The organism is Bacteroides sp. MSK.20.12, assembly GCF_019052435.1.
Classification (GTDB): domain Bacteria; phylum Bacteroidota; class Bacteroidia; order Bacteroidales; family Bacteroidaceae; genus Bacteroides; species Bacteroides xylanisolvens.
In genome coordinates this window covers 46,450-64,981 of the sequence record NZ_JAHQVH010000009.1, presented here as the reverse complement: position 1 = coordinate 64,981, position 18,532 = coordinate 46,450, and the positions used below count along the sequence as shown (strand labels likewise).

Here is an 18,532-nt window from a genome sequence, read left to right as displayed (position 1 = left end):
ATGAAGTATAATTTCGATGAAATTATTCCACGCAGAGGAACGAATTCTTATAAATGGGATTCGGCTGAAGATGCGGATGTATTGCCGATGTGGGTAGCTGATATGGATTTCCGTACGGCTCCCCCTGTCGTGGAGGCATTGAAGAAACGGGTGGAACATGGGATTTTCGGTTATGTACGTGTACCTGATGCATACTACGAGGCAGTTCTAAATTGGTTTGCTCGACGGCATGCCTGGCAGATAGAGAAAGAATGGATTATTTACACCACCGGTGTTGTGCCAGCAATATCTGCTGTGATTAAAGCGTTGACACTGCCCGGAGATAAAGTAATGGTGCAGACACCTGTATATAACTGTTTTTTCTCCTCCATCCGTAATAACGGATGCGAGATGATTGCCAATCCTTTGGTATATAGAAACAGGGGCTATCAGATTGACTTTGATGATTTGGAGCGGAAAACTTCAGACCCGAAGGTCAAACTTCTGTTGTTATGTAATCCGCACAATCCCGCCGGAAGAGTGTGGAGTAAGCAAGAGTTAAGGCGGATAGGTGAGATTTGTATTCGAAATAATGTCTTTGTGGTTGCGGATGAAATTCATTGTGAATTGGTATTTCTGGGGCATGAATATACTCCTTTTGCTTCTATATCAGAAGAATTCCTACTGAACTCGGTCACTTTTGTTTCGCCTAGCAAAGCCTTTAATTTGGCAGGACTTCAGATTGCCAATATCATTTCCGCAGATGCAGATGTACGGAGGCAGATAGATAAAGCGATTAATATAAATGAAGTCTGTGATGTGAATCCTTTGGGAGTGGAGGCGTTGATAGCTGCTTATAATGAGGGTGAAGAATGGCTGGAAGAACTTAAAATCTATTTGTTTGCGAATTACATCTATTTAAAAGGTTATTTCGAGACCTATCTTCCGGAGTTTCCTGTAATGATGTTGGAAGGTACGTATTTAGTTTGGGTAGATTGTTCGGTTCTGCATCTGGCGTCAGCGGAAATAGTCAAAGACTTGTTGAAGAAAGAAAAACTTTGGGTAAACGAAGGTAGCCTGTATGGAGAGGCTGGTGAAGGATTTATCCGTATCAATATTGCCTGTCCGCGACAGCGGTTGATAGATGGATTAAACAGATTGAAGCGGGCTTTGAAATAATAAAATAATTGTCAGTTTATTGAGAGATCCCCCTTCTCACTCCCCGTAAATACGAATGAAAAAAAGTAGTGGCCTTGAAAGACTTTTTGCCTTTCCTTCTCGGAGCACTCTAGTTTATGGCTACCGGGATTATATTTCTTGGAATTTGTCATTTGCGGGGAGAACAAATTATAAAGTTATAAAGAAAAAGCTTGGTCAAACGTTCTCATTTTAATGATATAATTCCTTATATTTGTATCAGGATGAATAAATCAATAATTTGAAAAATGAGAACGGAAAAAGAAAAAATGTTAGCGGGAGAAGTTTATGATTGTGCTGATAATGAGTTATTGACCAGATGGCATAAAGCAAAGCAGCTTCAACAGGAGTATAATAATACTCTCACTACTGATGCAGGTAAAATTTCTGATTTATTAGATGAATTAATCGGTTCAAGGGGGGATAATGTTTGGATTAGTGCTCCTTTCTTTGTGGACTATGGTGAGAATATTTATATCGGGAAGAATGTAGAGATCAACATGAATTGCGTTTTTCTTGATTGTAACAAGATTGTTATCGGTGATAATTCGGGGATTGGGCCGGGAGTACATATTTATACTGTTTTTCATTCTACAAAGGCATCGGAAAGAACCTCTGAAAACAGTACTTTTTGGAAGTCGCAGACAGCTCCGGTGATTATTGGCAATAATGTGTGGATTGGTGGAGGATGCATCATTCTTCCGGGAGTAACTATTGGCGATAATACAACTATTGGGGCAGGGAGCGTTGTCACAAAGTCTATTCCGGTCAATGTGCTGGCGGTTGGCAATCCGTGTAGAATCCTTAAACAGATAGAGGATTGACGCTTCTTTTTTCCATCTATATATTAAATAATTTACCTGTATTGTGGTAAAAACTTCTTGTTCGTAATGTGTAGAAAATGCACATACTTCAAAATCTGTAATTTGGGTTTCTATATCCGTAATTTGTATCATAAAGAGTTGGAACAGAATAGCTAACTTTGCATTATCAGAGAGTTCATAAATAATAAACCATACGTAGTTATATGAGAAAATTGTTTTTTATTATTGTAACAGCTATCGGAATGATGCAAATCCCGATGCAATCTATAAATGCACAGAATATGAAAAAAGAAGAAGTACCTCAAAACATCAGCGCATTTCCGGTAGGAAAAGCGAATACAGGATTCGAACAATATTTCACGGGTAGATCTTGGCTGGCACCGCTGACTGGTAACAAAGACTTGAATGTACCCATGTCCAACGTTACTTTTGAGCCTGGCTGCCGGAATAATTGGCACAGCCATACGGGTGGACAACTCCTGATTGCCGTCGGCGGTGTGGGATATTATCAGGAACGTGGTAAAGCGGCGCGCCGTTTACTTCCCGGTGATGTGGTTGAAATTGCTCCGGACATAGAACACTGGCATGGCGCCGCTCCCGATAGTTGGTTCTCACATCTGGCTATCGGATGCAATCCGCAGACCAACCAGAATACATGGTTGGAACGAGTGGATGACCAACAGTATGCCGAAGCAACGAAAGGTAACGTAGCAATCGGACTGCAAGCTACCGATCCTGAATAGGACGATATATTTAGTAATTTTACAAAAGAAGTGCAAGAATACGGTGCACTGGACATTAAAACCCGTCTTATGGTAACATTGGCATCCAATATTGCTTCACAAGCGCAGGCCGAATACCGCATCACACTCGAAAGCGCACTTAATGAAGGCATTGCTCCGATAGAAATAAAAGAAATCCTTTACCAGTCAGTAGCCTATGCGGGCATGGCTAAGGTCAGAAATTTTATCGGTATCACCAATGATATATTGCTCGCCCGTGGCGTGCGTCTTCCTTTGGAAGAACAATCGGTTGTATCATCCGAAACACGTTTCAATAAGGGACTAGAATTGCAGAAATCCATATTTGGTGAACGGATAGAACAGATGCATAAGAACGCTCCCGACAATCAGAAGCACATCCAACGTTACCTCTCCGCCAACTGTTTCGGCGACTATCAGACACGTAGCGGACTGAATGTAAAGACCCGCGAACTGATTACATTCTCGATACTTGTTTCTTTAGGCGGCTGTGAATCGCAGGTAAAAAGTCACATACAGGGAAATGCCAACGTAGGGAATAATAAAGATACGTTGCTGGCAGTCGTAACGCAACTCTTGCCATTTATTGGTTATCCGCGCACACTCAATGCCATAGCCTGTCTGAACGAAGTGATTCCGGAAAAATAATAAAGACATTGATGCATCCCGAAAGATAACGATTAAAATCTATCCGGGACTTGACAAACGCTTTTTAATGTTATATATTTGTAGTCCGGGAAAGTATGAAACGAATGATTACTAAATGAAAAAAGAGACGGAATATGGATATGAAATGGATGGAAAATAGTATAATATTACAACGAACTTAGCTCATTCCCTTAGCTTATACTAGGGGATAAGGCAACAGATATAGCCCAAAGGCTGCGAACTTTATAGAGTTCGCAGCCTTTTTTGTAACCTATTATTGAATATATTTTTGCAAATTCAGATTTTAAAGTTTATAATAAACAGGGGGGACGTTTATAATAAACGGTCACAGTATTTATTAATAACGCTCTTTATGTTTATGTGGTAGGTTGTTATCTTTTTTGTATAACCTTTCTCTAAAGGGTAGAAACTTGTGTGGTTGTGGTAATAATAATTGATATGTTGACTGGGTAATTTAATTTTATAAAATATAGTTCCTCCACTATTCTTGTTATTGTTACTCTATGTTATCTATCAGCTTTGTTTTGAAATGCACCTTGAATACCTGTTTTTATCTGTCGGAAACTTTGCAGGACGAGATAATAAAACCTCATATTTGATGATCGATTCACTGTAAGATTTGTTATCTTTGCAAAGGTTTCATTTATAAAGAGAAGAAGTTATGGATATCATGGACCGTTTGAAAGGCCCCCGGCGCAATCTGCCTATCGGAATACAAAGTTTTGAGAGACTTCGTCGCGACGGCTATTTGTATGTTGACAAAACAGCATTTGTCTACGAACTTGCCTCAACGGGCAATCCATATTTCCTTAGCCGTCCGCGTCGTTTTGGCAAAAGTCTGCTGCTTTCTACGCTGGAAGCGTATTTCTGTGGAAAGAAAGAACTTTTTGAAGGACTTGCCATTGAACAGTTTGAAACAGAATGGAACGAACACGCTGTACTGCATCTTAGCCTGAATGCCGAAGACTACTCTGAAATAGAAGGATTGAGAAACGGACTCGAATTGCAACTTCGTAGTTGGGAAAAAAACTATGGAATCAGCGAGGAAGGCTTGAGTTATTCCGGTCGTTTCATGCAAGTTATCAAAGAGGCATACCGACAGACTGGTCGTGGTGTAGTTGTTCTTATTGACGAGTACGATAAACCGCTGCTCCGCTCTATGCATAACCCGGAATTACAAAGTAAGTTCCGCGAAATGCTCACAGCTTTCTACACTGTATTGAAGGATGCAGACCCCTGGTTGCGCTTCGTCTTTATCACCGGAGTGACCAAATTTGCTCAAATGGGTATATTCAGCACTCTCAACCAACTGATCGATATCAGCTTCGACCCGCAATACAATGCTCTTTGTGGTATGACCCGCCCGGAAATTGAAGCCAATTTCGTCCCGGAACTGGAACGGTTGGCAGAAAGGAACGGTTTGACAAAAGAAGACTGTATGGCATACCTTACTCGTATGTATGACGGATATCATTTCAACTATGTCCGTAAGGAAGGTATGTACAACCCGTTCAGCATACTGAATGTGCTTAGGAGCGGGATGTTTGAGAATTACTGGTTTGCCAGCGGAACACCCACTTTCCTTGCCGAAATGCTGAAGAAGACCCATTATGATTTGCGTGAACTGGACGGATTGGAAGTAACTGCCGCCTCTCTTACCGACGACCGTGCTGACGTAAACAACCCTGTGCCAATGATTTATCAAAGCGGCTATCTGACCATTAAAGGATATGATACAGAACTGCGTCTCTACAAGCTGGGTTACCCCAATGATGAAGTGAAGTATGGCTTTCTTAATTTTATCACTCCGTTTTATACCTCGTTGGATGAATCGAAAGCCCCCTTCTATATCGGACAGTTTGTAAAAGAACTAAGGGCAGGAGATGTTGAGGCTTTCCTCACCCGCCTTCGTGCGTTCTTTGCCGATTTTCCCTACGAACTGAATGATAAGACAGAGCGTCACTATCAAGTGGTATTCTATCTTGTTTTTAAACTACTGGGGCAGTTTATTAACGCCGAAGTGCAAAGTGCCCTGGGACGTGCTGACGCTGTGGTGAAAACAGCAAATGCTGTTTATGTCTTCGAATTTAAGCTAAACGGTACCGCAGAAGAAGCATTGGCACAGATTAATAATCGCGGCTATCTCATACCTTATACTACTAATGGTTGCCGTATAGTGAAAATAGGTGCAGAGTTCAGTAAGGAAGAACGCAATTTGAGTCGATGGTTAGTAGAGGAAGAAGGATAGTAGGGAATTGATAATAAAAGTATAGTATATAATTTCAACCCCAAAAAGTAACGCCCAAACGGTAAAACAGCATCCGTTTGAGCGTTTTTTTTTAGAAATCTTTTTGGAAGGATGAGGAAGGAAACGATAGCTTATATCTTCCATTACTCCGTTCCCTATGCGATATAGACGTTGATTTTAATGTTTCCTTTGACAACTCCCGGTCGATGTTCTATTTTTCATATTTTAGATTGCTCGAAAACACAATAGATGTTAATTGGATACCAGGCTTGCGAACTAATTTTTGATATGATATGTTGTTTAAAGTGAATAACGAATTAAAAAATGAACTAGAAAGTTAGACATGGACAAATAAAACATTTCTAATGATTTAGCAGATAAAACATTACATTTTAAAACTTATGATTATGAGAAAATCGATTATTTTATTAGCCTTGATATTGGGTGGCGTTACAGCAAATGCCCAATCAGTTGTAGAAGGTACAAAAGTAACAGACAATTGGTCTGTGGAAGTCAATGCGGGTGCAATCACTCCCCTTACTCACAGTGCTTTCTTTAAAAGTATGCGTCCTGCTTTTGGAGTGGGAGTTTCCAAGCAATTAACTCCTATCTTCGGTTTGGGATTCCAAGGAATGGGATACATTAATACTACTCCGAGTAAAACATCTTTCGATGCTTCCGATGTCAGCGTATTGGGTAAAGTCAACCTGATGAACCTGTTTGCAGGTTACAAAGGCGAACCCCGTTTGTTTGAAGTGGAAGCCGTTGCAGGAATGGGCTGGTTACATTATTATGTGAATGGTGATGGAGATCAGAACACTTGGTCTACCCGTTTGGGATTGAATTTCAACTTCAACTTGGGCGAAAGCAAAGCATGGACATTGGGTATCAAACCTGTCATTGTATATGATATGCAAGGCACTTACCCCGAAACAAAGAGTCGTTTCAATGCCAATAACGCAGGTTTCGAATTGACAGCCGGATTGACATATCACTTTAAGACAAGTAACGGAACACATCATTTTGCAAAAGTGAGAGTGTACAACCAAGCTGAAATTGACGGATTGAACTCTTCCATCAATGCGCTTCGTTCGGAAGTGAACAACAAAGACGGTCAGATCAGCAACGCCAACCAGCGCATCAACGGACTGCAAGAAGAACTTGAAGCCTGCCGTACAAAGGTTGTTCCGGTAGAGACAGTAGTGAAAACCGCCCGTGTACCTGAATCTATCATTACTTTCAGACAAGGTAAATCATCGGTTGACGCTTCCCAACTTCCTAACGTGGAACGTGTAGCTTCATACATGAAGAAATATGCTGACTCAAAAGTAGTTATTAAAGGATACGCTTCTCCGGAAGGTAGTGTGGAGGTCAACGCAAGAATCGCTGCTGCACGTGCAGAGGCTGTAAAAACTATCCTCGTTAATAAATACAAGATTAGTGCATCCCGCATCACTGCTGAAGGTCAGGGCGTAGGCGACATGTTTACCGAACCGGATTGGAACCGTGTAAGTATATGTACGATTGAAGATTAAACAAATAGATTACATAAATAGAATAATGAAGGCTGCCCAAAAGGCAGCCTTTGTTGTATGTACTGGTTTTATAGATAAGCGGCTTATTTTTGAATAAGCCTGAAAGATTAGTAAACAGATTTCTTTGTACATTACATAAAATAGCTATTTTTGCAAGTATTGTTCATGCGCGTTCTGTGTTGAGTGTGCAAATATCAACCATTAAAAACTGTATTATGAAGAGAGTATTCGTTTTTCAAGATTTTAAATCGCAGAAATTCTGGAGTATAGAGGTAGTCGGAACAGATGTTACTGTAAATTATGGTAAGCTGGGGACTGCCGGACAAACACAAGTGAAAAACTACGCAACTACTGAAGAAGCTGAAAAGGCTGCCAACAAACTGATTGCAGAGAAGACAAAGAAAGGTTATGTGGAAACTGCCGAAGAAACGGCACGTGAAATGAAAGTGGAAGCTAAGAAATATACATTGAGCTATGATGAGTATGAAAACGATGTGAAGCTTTTGGATAAGATATTGAAAGACAAGCATCTCTCTGAATATAAGCAAATAACGATTGGCTGTTGGGATTATGAAGGTGATGACTGTTCGGCTTTATTACAGGGCCTCATTGAAAATAAGGACAAGTTTGCGCAGATAGAAGGCCTGTTCTGGGGTGATATTGAACAGGAAGAACAGGAGATTTCATGGATTGAACAAGCCGACCTTAGTCCGCTGCTCGATAGTATGCCTAAATTGAAGGATCTGAAAATAAAAGGAACAAACAATCTGCGCTTGGGAAGAACTTCACGTCCGGAGTTGCGGTCGCTGGAAATAATCAGTGGTGGTATGCCTACTGAAGTGGTAGAGGACATTCTTGCTTCTGACTTTCCCAATCTGGAAAAACTGATTCTATATGTTGGTGTGGAAGATTACGGATTTGAAGGTGATATTGAGATCTTCCGTCCGCTTTTCTCCAAAGAGCGTTTCCCGAAGCTGACCTATCTGGGGCTTGTTAACTCTGAAGAACAGGACAGCATTGTAGAAATGTTCCTGGAATCGGATATTCTTCCTCAACTTGAAACCATGGATATTTCGGCTGGTACTCTGAAAGATGAAGGTGCACAGTTGTTACTGGATAATATGGATAAAATCGCTCACTTGAAGTTTATCAATATGCGCTATAATTATTTGAGCAAGGACATGAAGAAACAGTTGCAGAACCTTCCTATGAAAATAGACATTGCCGAAACCGAAGAGGCGGATGAATATGATGGTGAATTGTGGTATTACCCGATGATTACAGAATAGGAGATGCAGATAATCGTTGTCAGCAACTCTTTATCCAAACGTATAGAATATTTTGTTGAAGCAGGTAAGCACTTGCAGACAGAAGTTTGTTTTATGACTTATGAGGAACTTTTTAGCTGCTTGCCGCTATTGCGGCAGGCAGTTATCAAACTGGAACCTTGTGTAAGTGATGAAACTGATTTCCTGAAATATGCGCTGTTGAATCAGGCATATAAGGAGACATTGCAACGTTTGAGCGAGATGAGCCTGCCTGATGATGTGTGCTTTTTAAATACTCCTGATGCTTTGTTGCGTGCTCTTGATAAAAAGGAAACAAAAGAAGTCCTGATGGACAAAGGTCTGAAAGTGACTCCGATGTTACCGTCTCCACAATCCTTCGATGAGTTACGGCAGCTTCTTGCCGATTGCGGTAGAGGATGCTTTTTGAAACCCCGTTATGGTTCGGGTGCGGGAGGCATTATGGCGATTCGTTATCAGCCCAACCGGAATAAGTGGGTAGTCTATACTACGCTGCGGCAAGTGGACGGAGTGATTCATAATACCAAACGAATCAATCGTTTGAGCGTGGAAAAAGAGATCATCCCGTTGGCAGAAGCTGTGATACAAACAGAAGCGATCCTCGAAGAATGGATTCCTAAAGCACAATTGCAAGGAGAAAATTACGACCTTCGGGTAGTGTGCCGGGAGTCTGAAATAGATTATATCGTTGTGAGATGCAGCAAAGGAAGCATAACGAATCTACACCTGAACAACAAGGCGCATTGGTGGAATGAATTGTCTCTATCCGAAGAGGTGCGGCAACAAATCTATTTTCAATGTCAGGAAGCTGTGCAATCCTTGGATTTGCAGTATGCAGGAGTAGATGTATTGATAGAACGAGGGACGGATATTCCTTATATAATAGAAGTCAACGGACAAGGAGACCATGTTTATCAGGATATGTTTGCTCATAATTCTATTTATACTCAACAAATAAAAAACATAAAAAAGAAATATAACCATGCAAATAGATGAACTGCCGGCTGGCGAACAGACCCGTCATCCGGATCTGGATATGAATCAGGTGGTGGGTACTCATGATATATTGATGCTTTGCTTTGACACCTTGCGGTATGATGTCAGCAAAGAGGAAGAAGCGGCCGGAAGAACGCCTGTACTGAACAGCCATGGAGGAGAATGGGAGAAAAGACATGCTCCGGGAAATTTCACTTACCCGTCTCATTTTGCCATCTTTGCCGGATTTCTGCCTTCTCCGGCAGAACCTCATTCACTGCGTAGTCGTAACTGGTTGTTTTTCCCCGTGCAAGCGGGTACAGGACGTATTCCGCCCAAAGGAAGTTATCCATTTACAGAAGCGACTTTTGTGCAGAGTCTTGCCCATACAGGCTATGAAACGATTTGTATAGGTGGTGTAAACTTCTTTAGCAAGCGTAATGAGCTGGGGCGTGTATTCCCCGGTTACTTTACTAAAAGTTATTGGCTGCCTACCTTTGGATGCACAGCGCCCGATAGTACTGAAAAACAGATTGATTTTGCATTGAAAAAACTAGAAAATTATCCGGACGACAAACGGATCTTTATGTATATCAATTTTTCTGCTATCCATTATCCGAACTGTCATTATGTGGAGGGTAAAATGAAAGATGATAAAGAATCACATGCGGCTGCCCTGCAATATATTGACAGTCAGTTACCTTGTTTGTTTCAGGCTTTTCAGAAACGGAGCAATACGCTGGTGATTGCCTTTTCCGATCATGGCACTTGTTATGGTGAAGATGGGTATGAATACCATTGCATATCTCACGAAACGGTTTATACAGTCCCTTACAAACACTTTATTTTAACGAAACAATGAATCAACCGCTACCACGATATGTAGACTATATGTATAGCTATCCACATAAAACTGCCTATCGTCCTTTTCCATCTCCGGTTTCGCTGCTTCCTTACCTGGAACAGGTGGAAGGGCAGAAGGCATCACTCTATTTTCATATTCCTTTTTGTAGTCATAAATGTGGATATTGTAACCTGTTTTCTCTACAAACCAATCGTGCGGATTATATCGCAACTTATTTGGAAACCCTTCATAAGCAGGCACAACAATTGTCACCTCTCACCACCGGACTGATCTTTGACAGTTTCGCCATTGGAGGAGGTACACCGTTGCTTCTCACCGTTTCCCAACTGGAATACTTATTGGAGACGGCTGCCCTGTTCGGAGTGCATCCCTCACATGCTTTTACTTCCATAGAAACATCACCGGAGTATGCTGATCCTGCCCGTTTGACATGGTTGAAACAAGCCGGAGTGGCTCGTATAAGTATCGGTATACAAAGTTTTCTCAACGAAGAGTTAACCGCTTTGAAAAGACGTCCCCGGCAAGACACGATCAATCAGGCGTTGGAAACTATCCGGAAGATGGAATTTCCTTTTTTTAATATCGACTTGATTTACGGAATCAAAGGACAAACGGTGGATAGTTTTCTCTATTCGTTGGAGCAAGCTCTTCTGTTTCAGCCTAACGAACTCTTTATTTATCCGTTATATGTGCGACAGGGAACAGCTATCACGGAGCGGGAACCTGATGATGTCTGTTTCCGGATGTATTGTGCCGCCCGTGATCTGTTGAAAGACAGAGGCTTTCTACAAACTTCGATGCGGCGTTTTATTCATCATCCGTCTACTGATGCGGAAATTTCCTGTGGAGATGAAGTGATGCTTTCGTGTGGTTCCGGTGGACGTAGTTACTTGGGTCATTTGCATTATGCCACCCGGTATACTGTTTCTCAACACTGCATTGCCGGAGAGATAGATGACTATATGGGCACTGCTGATTTTACAGTAGCTCGCAATGGATTTATTCTCTCTCAAGAAGAACGGAGGCAACGTTTCATCATTAAAAATCTGATGTATTATATGGGGCTTGATAAAGCCGAATATGAGCGTCGTTTTGGCGAATCACCGGATGATATTCCATTATTCCGGCAACTGGCAGAACGGCAATGGATAGAAAGTACAGATGACCGCATTTGTCTTACTTCCGAAGGAATAGGATATTCTGATTATATTGGTCAGTTGTTCATTACTCCTGAAATAAGAGGGCTGATGGAAACTTATTCTTATTGAACGAAATGGAAATGAAAAACGAGGGGGATTTACTTTCCATCAAGCGTATCTATTATCGCGGTAAATTGAATAGCTGCAATTATACCTGCTCTTATTGTCCTTTCGGCAAAAAGTCACATCTGACAGCTACTACGCAGGATGAACAGGCGTGGAACCGTTTTATTACGGCTATTGAACAATGGCAGGGAGGACCGTTGCAGTTATTTATTATTCCTTACGGTGAAGCATTGATACATCGTTATTATCGGAAAGGGATCATTCATTTAGCGGCGTTGCCACAAGTGGCCGGAATTTCCTGTCAGACTAATCTTTCTTTCTCTGCCGATGAATGGCTGGACGAATTTTCGGCTACACCGACATTGATAAGTAAGATAAAGATTTGGGCCAGCTTTCATCCGGAAATGACTTCAGTAGAAAGCTTTGTCCGGCGACTTCATACCCTTTATAATGCAGGAATACAGGTCTGTGCCGGAGCCGTAGGCAATCCGATGGCAAAAAGTGTACTTAGCGATTTGCGAAATGCTCTTTTGCCGGATATTTACTTGTTTATTAATGCTATGCAAGGTTTGAAGTCTCCGTTGAGCGTAGAAGATATTCGTTTCTTTACGCAACTGGATAACCTTTTTGAGTATGATTTAAAAAACGCTTCAGCTCAATGGGATATCTGTTCGGGAGGGAGAAGTAGTTGTTTTATTGATTGGAAAGGAGATATCTTTGGCTGTCCCAGAAGTCAGGTGAAGATAGGAAATCTTTATCAGAATCAGATCTTGGACCCCTTGCTTCCTTGTCGGCGGAAGGTCTGTGACTGTTACATTGCTTTCAGTAATTTGACTAATCATCCTTTGCATCGAATAATGAGAGCAGGTGCATTTTGGCGGATCCCGGATAAGCCTTTCATTACTTCCGTGTTTTTTGATGTGGATGGAACACTTACCGATGCCCAGGGAAGGGTTTCGGAAAGTTATGCCCATGCTTTGCGGTACATAGCGCAATTTGTTCCCTTATATCTTGCTACTTCTTTATCTATGCAACAGGCGCGGAGAAAGTTAGGCAAGGCTCTTTTCAGCCTGTTTGAAGGAGGGGTGTTTGCTGATGGTGGATTACTGGTATATGCCGGGCAGAACCGGTGTATGCCAGTTGAATTACTACTGGACATAAACGAAGAATCCGCAAAGATAACGGCGCATAGCTATGAAGGTCAAGTCTATAAATACAGCATGCTGGTTTATGATAAGGAAGAGAGAATAAATATTCTTTCTCGCTTAAAAGAGAAACCTTATCAGGTGTTTTATAAACCACCTCTTATTACGGTTATCCATAAGGACGTTGACAAACGGAAAGGAGTGCTTCATATATGCAAGGCTTTAGCTTTTCCCCTTGACCAAGTATTGGTTGTCGGAAATTCACTGAAGGATTGGGAGATGATGTCAGTAGTATCTCATTCTTGTGCAGTGATGAACGCCGAACCACTTTTAAAAGAACGTGCCCGCTATACGCTGAATCCGGACCGATTGGCTGCTTTCTTCCGCTTCCGGGAGTAGAAAAGCGGCTGCAATAAAAGCTTCACATTGATACCTGATTGTACCATTCAAAAATAAAAATCAGTTATAATTTGGTAGTTATAAAAACAAAGCCCATATTTGCAGCCCGAAAATAGGGACAGGCATAAAAATCCTCATCGGAGGGTGCTATAATAGATAATTATAGTGCTGGATAAGATGAATGGTGTAAATCATTCGCTTGTCCGGCACTATTTTTTATTGTAATAATTTAAGATAAGAGGTAAAGTAGCGGAGAAACTATGAAAGAGTTAAATTTGACACAAGGAAGTGTTCCGAAGGTATTGCTGCAATTTGCAGTGCCTTTTCTTATTGCCAATGTGCTTCAGGCACTTTATGGTGGAGCCGACTTGTTTGTTGTGGGGCAATATGATGATTCGGCAAGTGTGGCGGCTGTGGCTATCGGCAGTCAGGTGATGCAGACGATTACGGGTATTATTCTTGGCATTACGACAGGCACAACCGTATTGATTGCTATCGCCATCGGAGCAAAAGATGATCGGAAAGTAGCTTTTACAATCGGTTCTTCCGTGTGGCTATTTTCAATCGTAGGAGTCTTGCTGACCTTGGTCATGGTGGCATTTCATGGGCAGATAACCGAACTGATGCACACGCCTGCGGAAGCGATGGCTGATACTAAAAACTATATTCTGGTATGTTCGGCTGGTATTCTGTTCATAATAGGATATAACGTTGTATGTGGTATCCTGCGTGGATTGGGTGATTCAAAGACACCGCTTTATTTTGTAGGCTTGGCATGTATAATCAATATAGTGCTCGATTTTATACTGGTCGGCTATTTCCATTGGGGAGCTACAGGAGCGGCTATTGCTACTGTAACCGCGCAAGGCGTTAGCTTTGGAATAGCGCTTTGGTTCTTATACCGGCATGGATTCCACTTTGATTTCTCACGGAAGGATATCCGTTTGAACCGGAATCTGTCTAAAAAGATCATGGTATTGGGAGCGCCTATTGCTTTGCAAGATGCTTTAATCAATGTTTCATTTCTGATAATCACTGTCATTGTGAATCAGATGGGAGTCATTGCGTCTGCTTCTTTAGGTGTTGTTGAGAAAATCATAGTGTTTGCCATGCTGCCTCCGATGGCTATATCATCGGCTGTGGCAACCATGACTGCACAAAATTACGGGGCGGGACTTATCAAGAGAATGAATAAATGTCTTGCTTCCGGAATAGGGATTGCTCTTGTTTTCGGTGTGTCGGTTTGCGTGTATTCGCAATTCCTGCCGGAGACGCTTACCGCTTTCTTTACGAAAGATGCCGCTGTGGTGGCAATGGCAGCAGAGTACCTGCGGGGATATAGCATCGACTGTATCGTAGTCAGTTTTGTGTTCTGCATCAATTCTTATTTCAGCGGACAAGGGAACTCGTTATTCCCGATGATTCACAGTCTGATAGCTACTTTCCTGTTCCGTATACCATTGTCATACTGGTTCAGTCAGATGGATAGCTCGTCGCTGTTTATCATGGGATTTGCTCCACCCATTTCAACGGTGGTTTCATTATTGATTTGTATCTGGTATTTGCGATATACGCAAAGGAAATTATACTTGAGAGGCACATTGATGCCTGCTATGTCGAATTAGGTGTTTTTAAGTGACATATATTAACTAAAATCTATTTTGTATGGAAGCTTATTTGAAGAAACTCTGTTTTGAGTATCAGGTTGATGAAAAAGAAGTGAAAGAGCTGTTGGCTCGTATGGAAATGGTGTATCTGGATAAAGGAGAAACGATTGCATCTGCCACAATGCCCGAGCAGAGCTTGTATATTATTGTTTCCGGCATTCTGCATACATACACGACCCATGAAGGAGAGGACAGAACCATCCGGTTTTTATCTGAAGGGGATGCTGTATTGTGCTATAACTCCAGTCAGTATGCTGTAAAGGCGCTGACGAAATGTGCTGCTTATTACATCAGCGAAGAGGAGATTGAAGAGTTGTGCGCAACATCTATTTCGTTTGCCAACTTGGTTCGTCAACTGATGGAATATCAGTTCTATTTTAAAGAAGAAGAGAATATGAACGTTCGTAAACTGACGGTAAGAGAGAGGTATCTTTCTTTATTGGCAGAAATCCCAGATATTCTGTACAGGGTACCTTTGAAGTATATTACTCATTATCTGGGTGCCGATGTAACCAGTTTGGGATATATGGCTGGAAGTTCTAAATAGGAAATATAACCTGGACATCTATTTTTCTATGTATTCCTTATCAGATGGTTCATTGACTATTCAAAATTGAGTTTGAAAAGTCTTTGGATTATTTGGTAAGGAATATTATTTTTGTATTCCAAATGAAAAACTCAATACCTCGATATACTTTTTATAAGAATAAGTATGGAAGCGAACTTTTGGTCGATGTGGTAGAACTGAAATATGTGAAGAAGTTCTTGGCTGAAAGTGCTATTCACACGTTGAATTATTATGATGTTACTTTTATAACAGAAGGTAAAGGGACGTTTTCTGTCGATAACCAAACCTATGAAGTAACCCCATGTGACGTTCTATTCTCTAAACCGGGAGAAATCCGGAACTGGGATACGCGTCATATCATCAATGGTTATGCGCTGATTTTCGAGGAAGAGTTCTTGTCTTCCCTCTTTAAAGATTCTTTGTTTGTACAGCATCTTTCGTTTTTTCAGCTGGAAAGCTTTTCATCAAGACTGCATTTGCCAGATGAGCTTTATGCCCGTATACTCCAAATTTTGCATCATATAAAGATGGAGATCGACTCGTATCAGCAAAACGATGTGCATGTATTGAGAGCGTTGCTTTATGAAGTCCTGATGTTATTGGACCGGGCTTATCTTAAAATGACTTCGATAGAGGAGGGCAGGAGCAGAGAAGCGTCTAATAATCATGTAAGTAAATTCATGAATTTGGTAAATATCCATTCGAAAGAGCAACACTCGGTTCAGTATTATGCGGATAAACTCTGCATTACTTCAAACTATTTGAATGAGATGGTAACCTCGACAATGGGGTTCAGCGCCAAACAATATATTCAGAATAAAGTGATGGATGAGGCTAAAAGACTGCTCGTTTATACAAACGTCCCTATATCGGATATTGCTTTTGAACTCTGCTTTTCAACGGTCTCCTATTTTATTCGCAGCTTCCGGCAACATACGGGAGAAACTCCATTACTTTATCGGAAAACACATAAACCGTAAAAAGTACTATTTTCCCCTTTCTTTTTATTACGCCGTTCCTCTTCTATTTCTCTACTTTCGCATCAGATAATAACTAACAATAAAAAATGAAATGATGAGAGACGCAGAAAAAACAGTAGGGAACATGATTGATAAGTTGAAAACAGCTTTTATCGGTTCTATAGACAGGGAGGGATTTCCTAATATCAAGGCAATGTTGCAGCCAAGAAAAAGGGAAGGGATAAAAACGATTTATCTGACAACGAATACTTCATCCATGCGTGTGGCGCAATACCGGGAAAACAATCATGCGTGTATTTACTTTTGTGATACAAGATTTTTTAGAGGTGCGATGCTGCGGGGTACAATGGAAGTATTGACAGACAGTGCCAGCAAAGAAATGATTTGGCAGGAGGGTGATACCATGTATTACCCGGAAGGAGTGACAGAACCCGACTATTGTGTATTGAAATTTACGGCAACTTCCGGTAGGTTTTATAGTAATTTCAAATCGGAGAGCTTTATCGTAGAATAAAACTCATAGTATATAAGAGATACTAAGAGACAGCGCTTTTATAGTCTCAATGTGCTATTTTTAAGATTGTATAAAAGAATAGCAACTTTAAAAACAATGAACCAGTGAATAAACGGCATAAAATAGTGCAATAATATGCGGAAATACAGGTCTATTTCGCATAAAACTACATACGGAATGCATCTTTTCTTGTTGGCAAAGCGTTCGTTCCTCGGTGAGGAGCGGGGTGTTCCTCGGTGTGCGTCGCTAGCTTCCTCACCGAGGAACTTGTTTGTCATCGGTGAGGAAGCTGAAACTGGTCTTTTTGAGGGTGGTTTTTCTCTAGTTTGGCATAACTGTTAGAAAGGATAGGAATAATAAAAAGAACGGTTATCTTAATATTTTATGTTGAATGGTGAATGAATAATGGAAAATAGCTGCTATTTGGATGATATATGTCCCAAATGATAATAATAAAGAACTTTCTCCCGACAGATGCCGGGCTTTTTTCTATTTTTCTTAAATCGTTATGCTATTGTCTCTCTTTCTGATTGCTTAAATATTCCTTTTTTAAGAATGGTCATTCTTTCATTCATTTTATGCTCCCGGACAGAATCCGTTTTTATAAAACAGATAACTTTCCTCTATCGCATCGGCAGTATCAGCTTCTAATGCATATAATATTTCTTTGCAAAATTCCAATTGCCCGGTTCCGTTGGCAGTTACAATATTCTCGTCTCTTACAGCTTGTTCATTGATATAGTTCGAATCGCCTGTATATTTATCCCCAGCATACTGTTTTAGATAATTGAGCGTATTGCTGGTATGCTTTACCTCATTAAGGAAACCGTGCATACCCAGAAAAACAGAAGCATTACATATTCCGGCAACTAATTTCTTTTCTTTAATAGCTTTTTCTACAAGTGGGACTATTAATTCAGCTTCAGGTGAGAACCAGTTCATACCGCCAATTAACACCAGCCCCGCATAATCTTCCGCCATATCTTTTAGCCCATAATCAGGCAGCACTCTGAATCCGCCTATTGAACTTACAGGTTCTTGGGTTATTGATAGGGTTTTCACTTTATAACTAATAGGATTTCCGGGCTTGACTCCCTGATTCAAACAGGTAGCTATATATGCGCCTTCCCAGTCGGCGAACCCTTCTAAAATTACAAATATTACTTCTTTCATATATCGTTCTAATTTTTAGTGAGTACAAAGGTGTGATATTTAATTGACTTTTGTAGTAGTAATTGTGGTAAAATCTCGAATAATACATTTAAAATATGATTATTCAATTTACAATAGGAAACTTTTTATCATTCAAAGAGCAATGATGAAGGGCGTGAAGTAAAAACTATAACTTTTTCATTCAGGAAAAATGAATTGGAAGGTACAATACCTTATGGGGGAGTGCGATACGCTCGGAAAAGAAATGACTCAATTAACGGAAGATAAATTTTTTGTTGTCAATACACAAACAGGTAAACTTGTCGTCGCAGGTTATTATGATACAAACAATAATAACAAGTATGACAAAACAGATAAGGATGAAATCTTAATCTATGATTTGAAAACCTTGAAGTTAGCTTCGAGAATATGACTTCCGGCTAGATAGCCAACTGTGTACAAAGTAGAAAAGTGAAATAAAA

Annotated in this window: 15 protein-coding genes and 1 pseudogene; 15 read left to right on the top strand and 1 reads right to left on the bottom strand. The window is 40.7% G+C overall.

Annotated features, from left to right (window positions below; translation table 11 throughout):
* The 14 genes and pseudogenes from KTR06_RS07065 to KTR06_RS07000 all read left to right on the top strand — a co-directional run bounded on the left by KTR06_RS07065 (position 1) and on the right by KTR06_RS07000 (position 16,898).
* The gene (locus KTR06_RS07065) at positions 1 to 1,158 is read left to right on the top strand and encodes a MalY/PatB family protein (protein ID WP_120068033.1); all 1,158 of its coding nucleotides are present in this window, start codon (positions 1 to 3) and stop codon (positions 1,156 to 1,158) included.
* A 266-nt stretch (positions 1,159 to 1,424) separates the two neighbouring features.
* On the top strand, positions 1,425 to 2,000 hold the full coding sequence (locus KTR06_RS07060) for a sugar O-acetyltransferase (protein ID WP_120068036.1): 576 nt from the start codon (positions 1,425 to 1,427) through the stop codon (positions 1,998 to 2,000).
* A gap of 203 nt (positions 2,001 to 2,203) precedes the next feature.
* Positions 2,204 to 3,409: pseudogene (locus KTR06_RS07055) on the top strand (carboxymuconolactone decarboxylase family protein).
* Between the two features lie 682 nt (positions 3,410 to 4,091).
* Positions 4,092 to 5,678, top strand: a complete 1,587-nt coding sequence (locus tag KTR06_RS07050) for an ATP-binding protein (RefSeq protein WP_120068044.1) — start codon at positions 4,092 to 4,094, stop codon at positions 5,676 to 5,678.
* A 401-nt stretch (positions 5,679 to 6,079) separates the two neighbouring features.
* On the top strand, positions 6,080 to 7,213 hold the full coding sequence (locus KTR06_RS07045) for an OmpA family protein (protein ID WP_207895147.1): 1,134 nt from the start codon (positions 6,080 to 6,082) through the stop codon (positions 7,211 to 7,213).
* A 215-nt stretch (positions 7,214 to 7,428) separates the two neighbouring features.
* Entirely contained in the window at positions 7,429 to 8,502 is a 1,074-nt protein-coding gene (locus KTR06_RS07040) for an STM4015 family protein (RefSeq protein WP_120068051.1), read from the top strand.
* Between the two features lie 3 nt (positions 8,503 to 8,505).
* Positions 8,506 to 9,516, top strand: a complete 1,011-nt coding sequence (locus tag KTR06_RS07035; RefSeq protein ID WP_120068055.1) for an STM4014 family protein — start codon at positions 8,506 to 8,508, stop codon at positions 9,514 to 9,516.
* Entirely contained in the window at positions 9,503 to 10,357 is an 855-nt protein-coding gene (locus tag KTR06_RS07030) for an STM4013/SEN3800 family hydrolase (RefSeq protein WP_120068059.1), read from the top strand. Before KTR06_RS07035 ends, KTR06_RS07030 begins: the two co-directional genes overlap by 14 nt.
* Positions 10,354 to 11,628: an STM4012 family radical SAM protein gene (locus tag KTR06_RS07025; protein ID WP_008020253.1), complete on the top strand. Its 1,275-nt coding sequence runs from the start codon at positions 10,354 to 10,356 to the stop codon at positions 11,626 to 11,628. The genes KTR06_RS07030 and KTR06_RS07025 overlap by 4 nt, the downstream gene beginning before the upstream one ends.
* Before the next feature lie 11 nt (positions 11,629 to 11,639).
* Complete coding sequence (locus KTR06_RS07020; RefSeq protein ID WP_120068129.1) at positions 11,640 to 13,169, top strand: STM4011 family radical SAM protein; 1,530 nt, start codon at positions 11,640 to 11,642, stop codon at positions 13,167 to 13,169.
* 260 nt (positions 13,170 to 13,429) lie between these two features.
* Complete coding sequence (locus KTR06_RS07015; RefSeq protein ID WP_120068067.1) at positions 13,430 to 14,794, top strand: MATE family efflux transporter; 1,365 nt, start codon at positions 13,430 to 13,432, stop codon at positions 14,792 to 14,794.
* Between the two features lie 40 nt (positions 14,795 to 14,834).
* A complete protein-coding gene (locus KTR06_RS07010) occupies positions 14,835 to 15,383 on the top strand; it encodes a Crp/Fnr family transcriptional regulator (RefSeq protein ID WP_009039845.1) in 549 nt (182 codons plus the stop codon).
* Positions 15,384 to 15,505: 122 nt separating this feature from the next.
* On the top strand, positions 15,506 to 16,384 hold the full coding sequence (locus tag KTR06_RS07005; protein WP_008771206.1) for an AraC family transcriptional regulator: 879 nt from the start codon (positions 15,506 to 15,508) through the stop codon (positions 16,382 to 16,384).
* Positions 16,385 to 16,475: 91 nt separating this feature from the next.
* Positions 16,476 to 16,898 carry a pyridoxamine 5'-phosphate oxidase family protein gene (locus KTR06_RS07000; protein WP_008025491.1) on the top strand — a complete coding sequence of 141 codons (423 nt, stop codon included), beginning with the start codon at positions 16,476 to 16,478 and terminating at the stop codon, positions 16,896 to 16,898.
* A 576-nt stretch (positions 16,899 to 17,474) separates the two neighbouring features.
* On the opposite strand, the gene KTR06_RS06995 is transcribed toward KTR06_RS07000, so the two are convergent.
* Positions 17,475 to 18,071, bottom strand: coding sequence for a type 1 glutamine amidotransferase family protein (locus KTR06_RS06995; protein ID WP_004317740.1), 597 nt, complete (start codon positions 18,069 to 18,071; stop codon positions 17,475 to 17,477).
* Between the two features lie 190 nt (positions 18,072 to 18,261).
* Between KTR06_RS06995 and KTR06_RS06990 the strand changes: the two genes are divergently transcribed.
* Positions 18,262 to 18,483, top strand: a complete 222-nt coding sequence (locus KTR06_RS06990) for a hypothetical protein (protein WP_120068070.1) — start codon at positions 18,262 to 18,264, stop codon at positions 18,481 to 18,483.
* Positions 18,484 to 18,532 lie beyond the last annotated feature (49 nt).

Coding starts and splice junctions, on each gene's coding strand:
- KTR06_RS07060 (WP_120068036.1), top strand. CDS start 1,425: ATGAGAACGGAAAAAGAAAAAATGTTAGCGGGAGAAGTTTATGATTGT.
- KTR06_RS07010 (WP_009039845.1), top strand. CDS start 14,835: ATGGAAGCTTATTTGAAGAAACTCTGTTTTGAGTATCAGGTTGATGAA.
- KTR06_RS07050 (WP_120068044.1), top strand. CDS start 4,092: ATGGATATCATGGACCGTTTGAAAGGCCCCCGGCGCAATCTGCCTATC.
- KTR06_RS07030 (WP_120068059.1), top strand. CDS start 9,503: ATGCAAATAGATGAACTGCCGGCTGGCGAACAGACCCGTCATCCGGAT.
- KTR06_RS06990 (WP_120068070.1), top strand. CDS start 18,262: ATGAATTGGAAGGTACAATACCTTATGGGGGAGTGCGATACGCTCGGA.
- KTR06_RS07040 (WP_120068051.1), top strand. CDS start 7,429: ATGAAGAGAGTATTCGTTTTTCAAGATTTTAAATCGCAGAAATTCTGG.
- KTR06_RS07045 (WP_207895147.1), top strand. CDS start 6,080: ATGATTATGAGAAAATCGATTATTTTATTAGCCTTGATATTGGGTGGC.
- KTR06_RS07000 (WP_008025491.1), top strand. CDS start 16,476: ATGATGAGAGACGCAGAAAAAACAGTAGGGAACATGATTGATAAGTTG.
- KTR06_RS07020 (WP_120068129.1), top strand. CDS start 11,640: ATGAAAAACGAGGGGGATTTACTTTCCATCAAGCGTATCTATTATCGC.
- KTR06_RS07065 (WP_120068033.1), top strand. CDS start 1: ATGAAGTATAATTTCGATGAAATTATTCCACGCAGAGGAACGAATTCT.
- KTR06_RS07025 (WP_008020253.1), top strand. CDS start 10,354: ATGAATCAACCGCTACCACGATATGTAGACTATATGTATAGCTATCCA.
- KTR06_RS07015 (WP_120068067.1), top strand. CDS start 13,430: ATGAAAGAGTTAAATTTGACACAAGGAAGTGTTCCGAAGGTATTGCTG.
- KTR06_RS07005 (WP_008771206.1), top strand. CDS start 15,506: ATGAAAAACTCAATACCTCGATATACTTTTTATAAGAATAAGTATGGA.
- KTR06_RS06995 (WP_004317740.1), bottom strand. CDS start 18,071: ATGAAAGAAGTAATATTTGTAATTTTAGAAGGGTTCGCCGACTGGGAA.
- KTR06_RS07035 (WP_120068055.1), top strand. CDS start 8,506: ATGCAGATAATCGTTGTCAGCAACTCTTTATCCAAACGTATAGAATAT.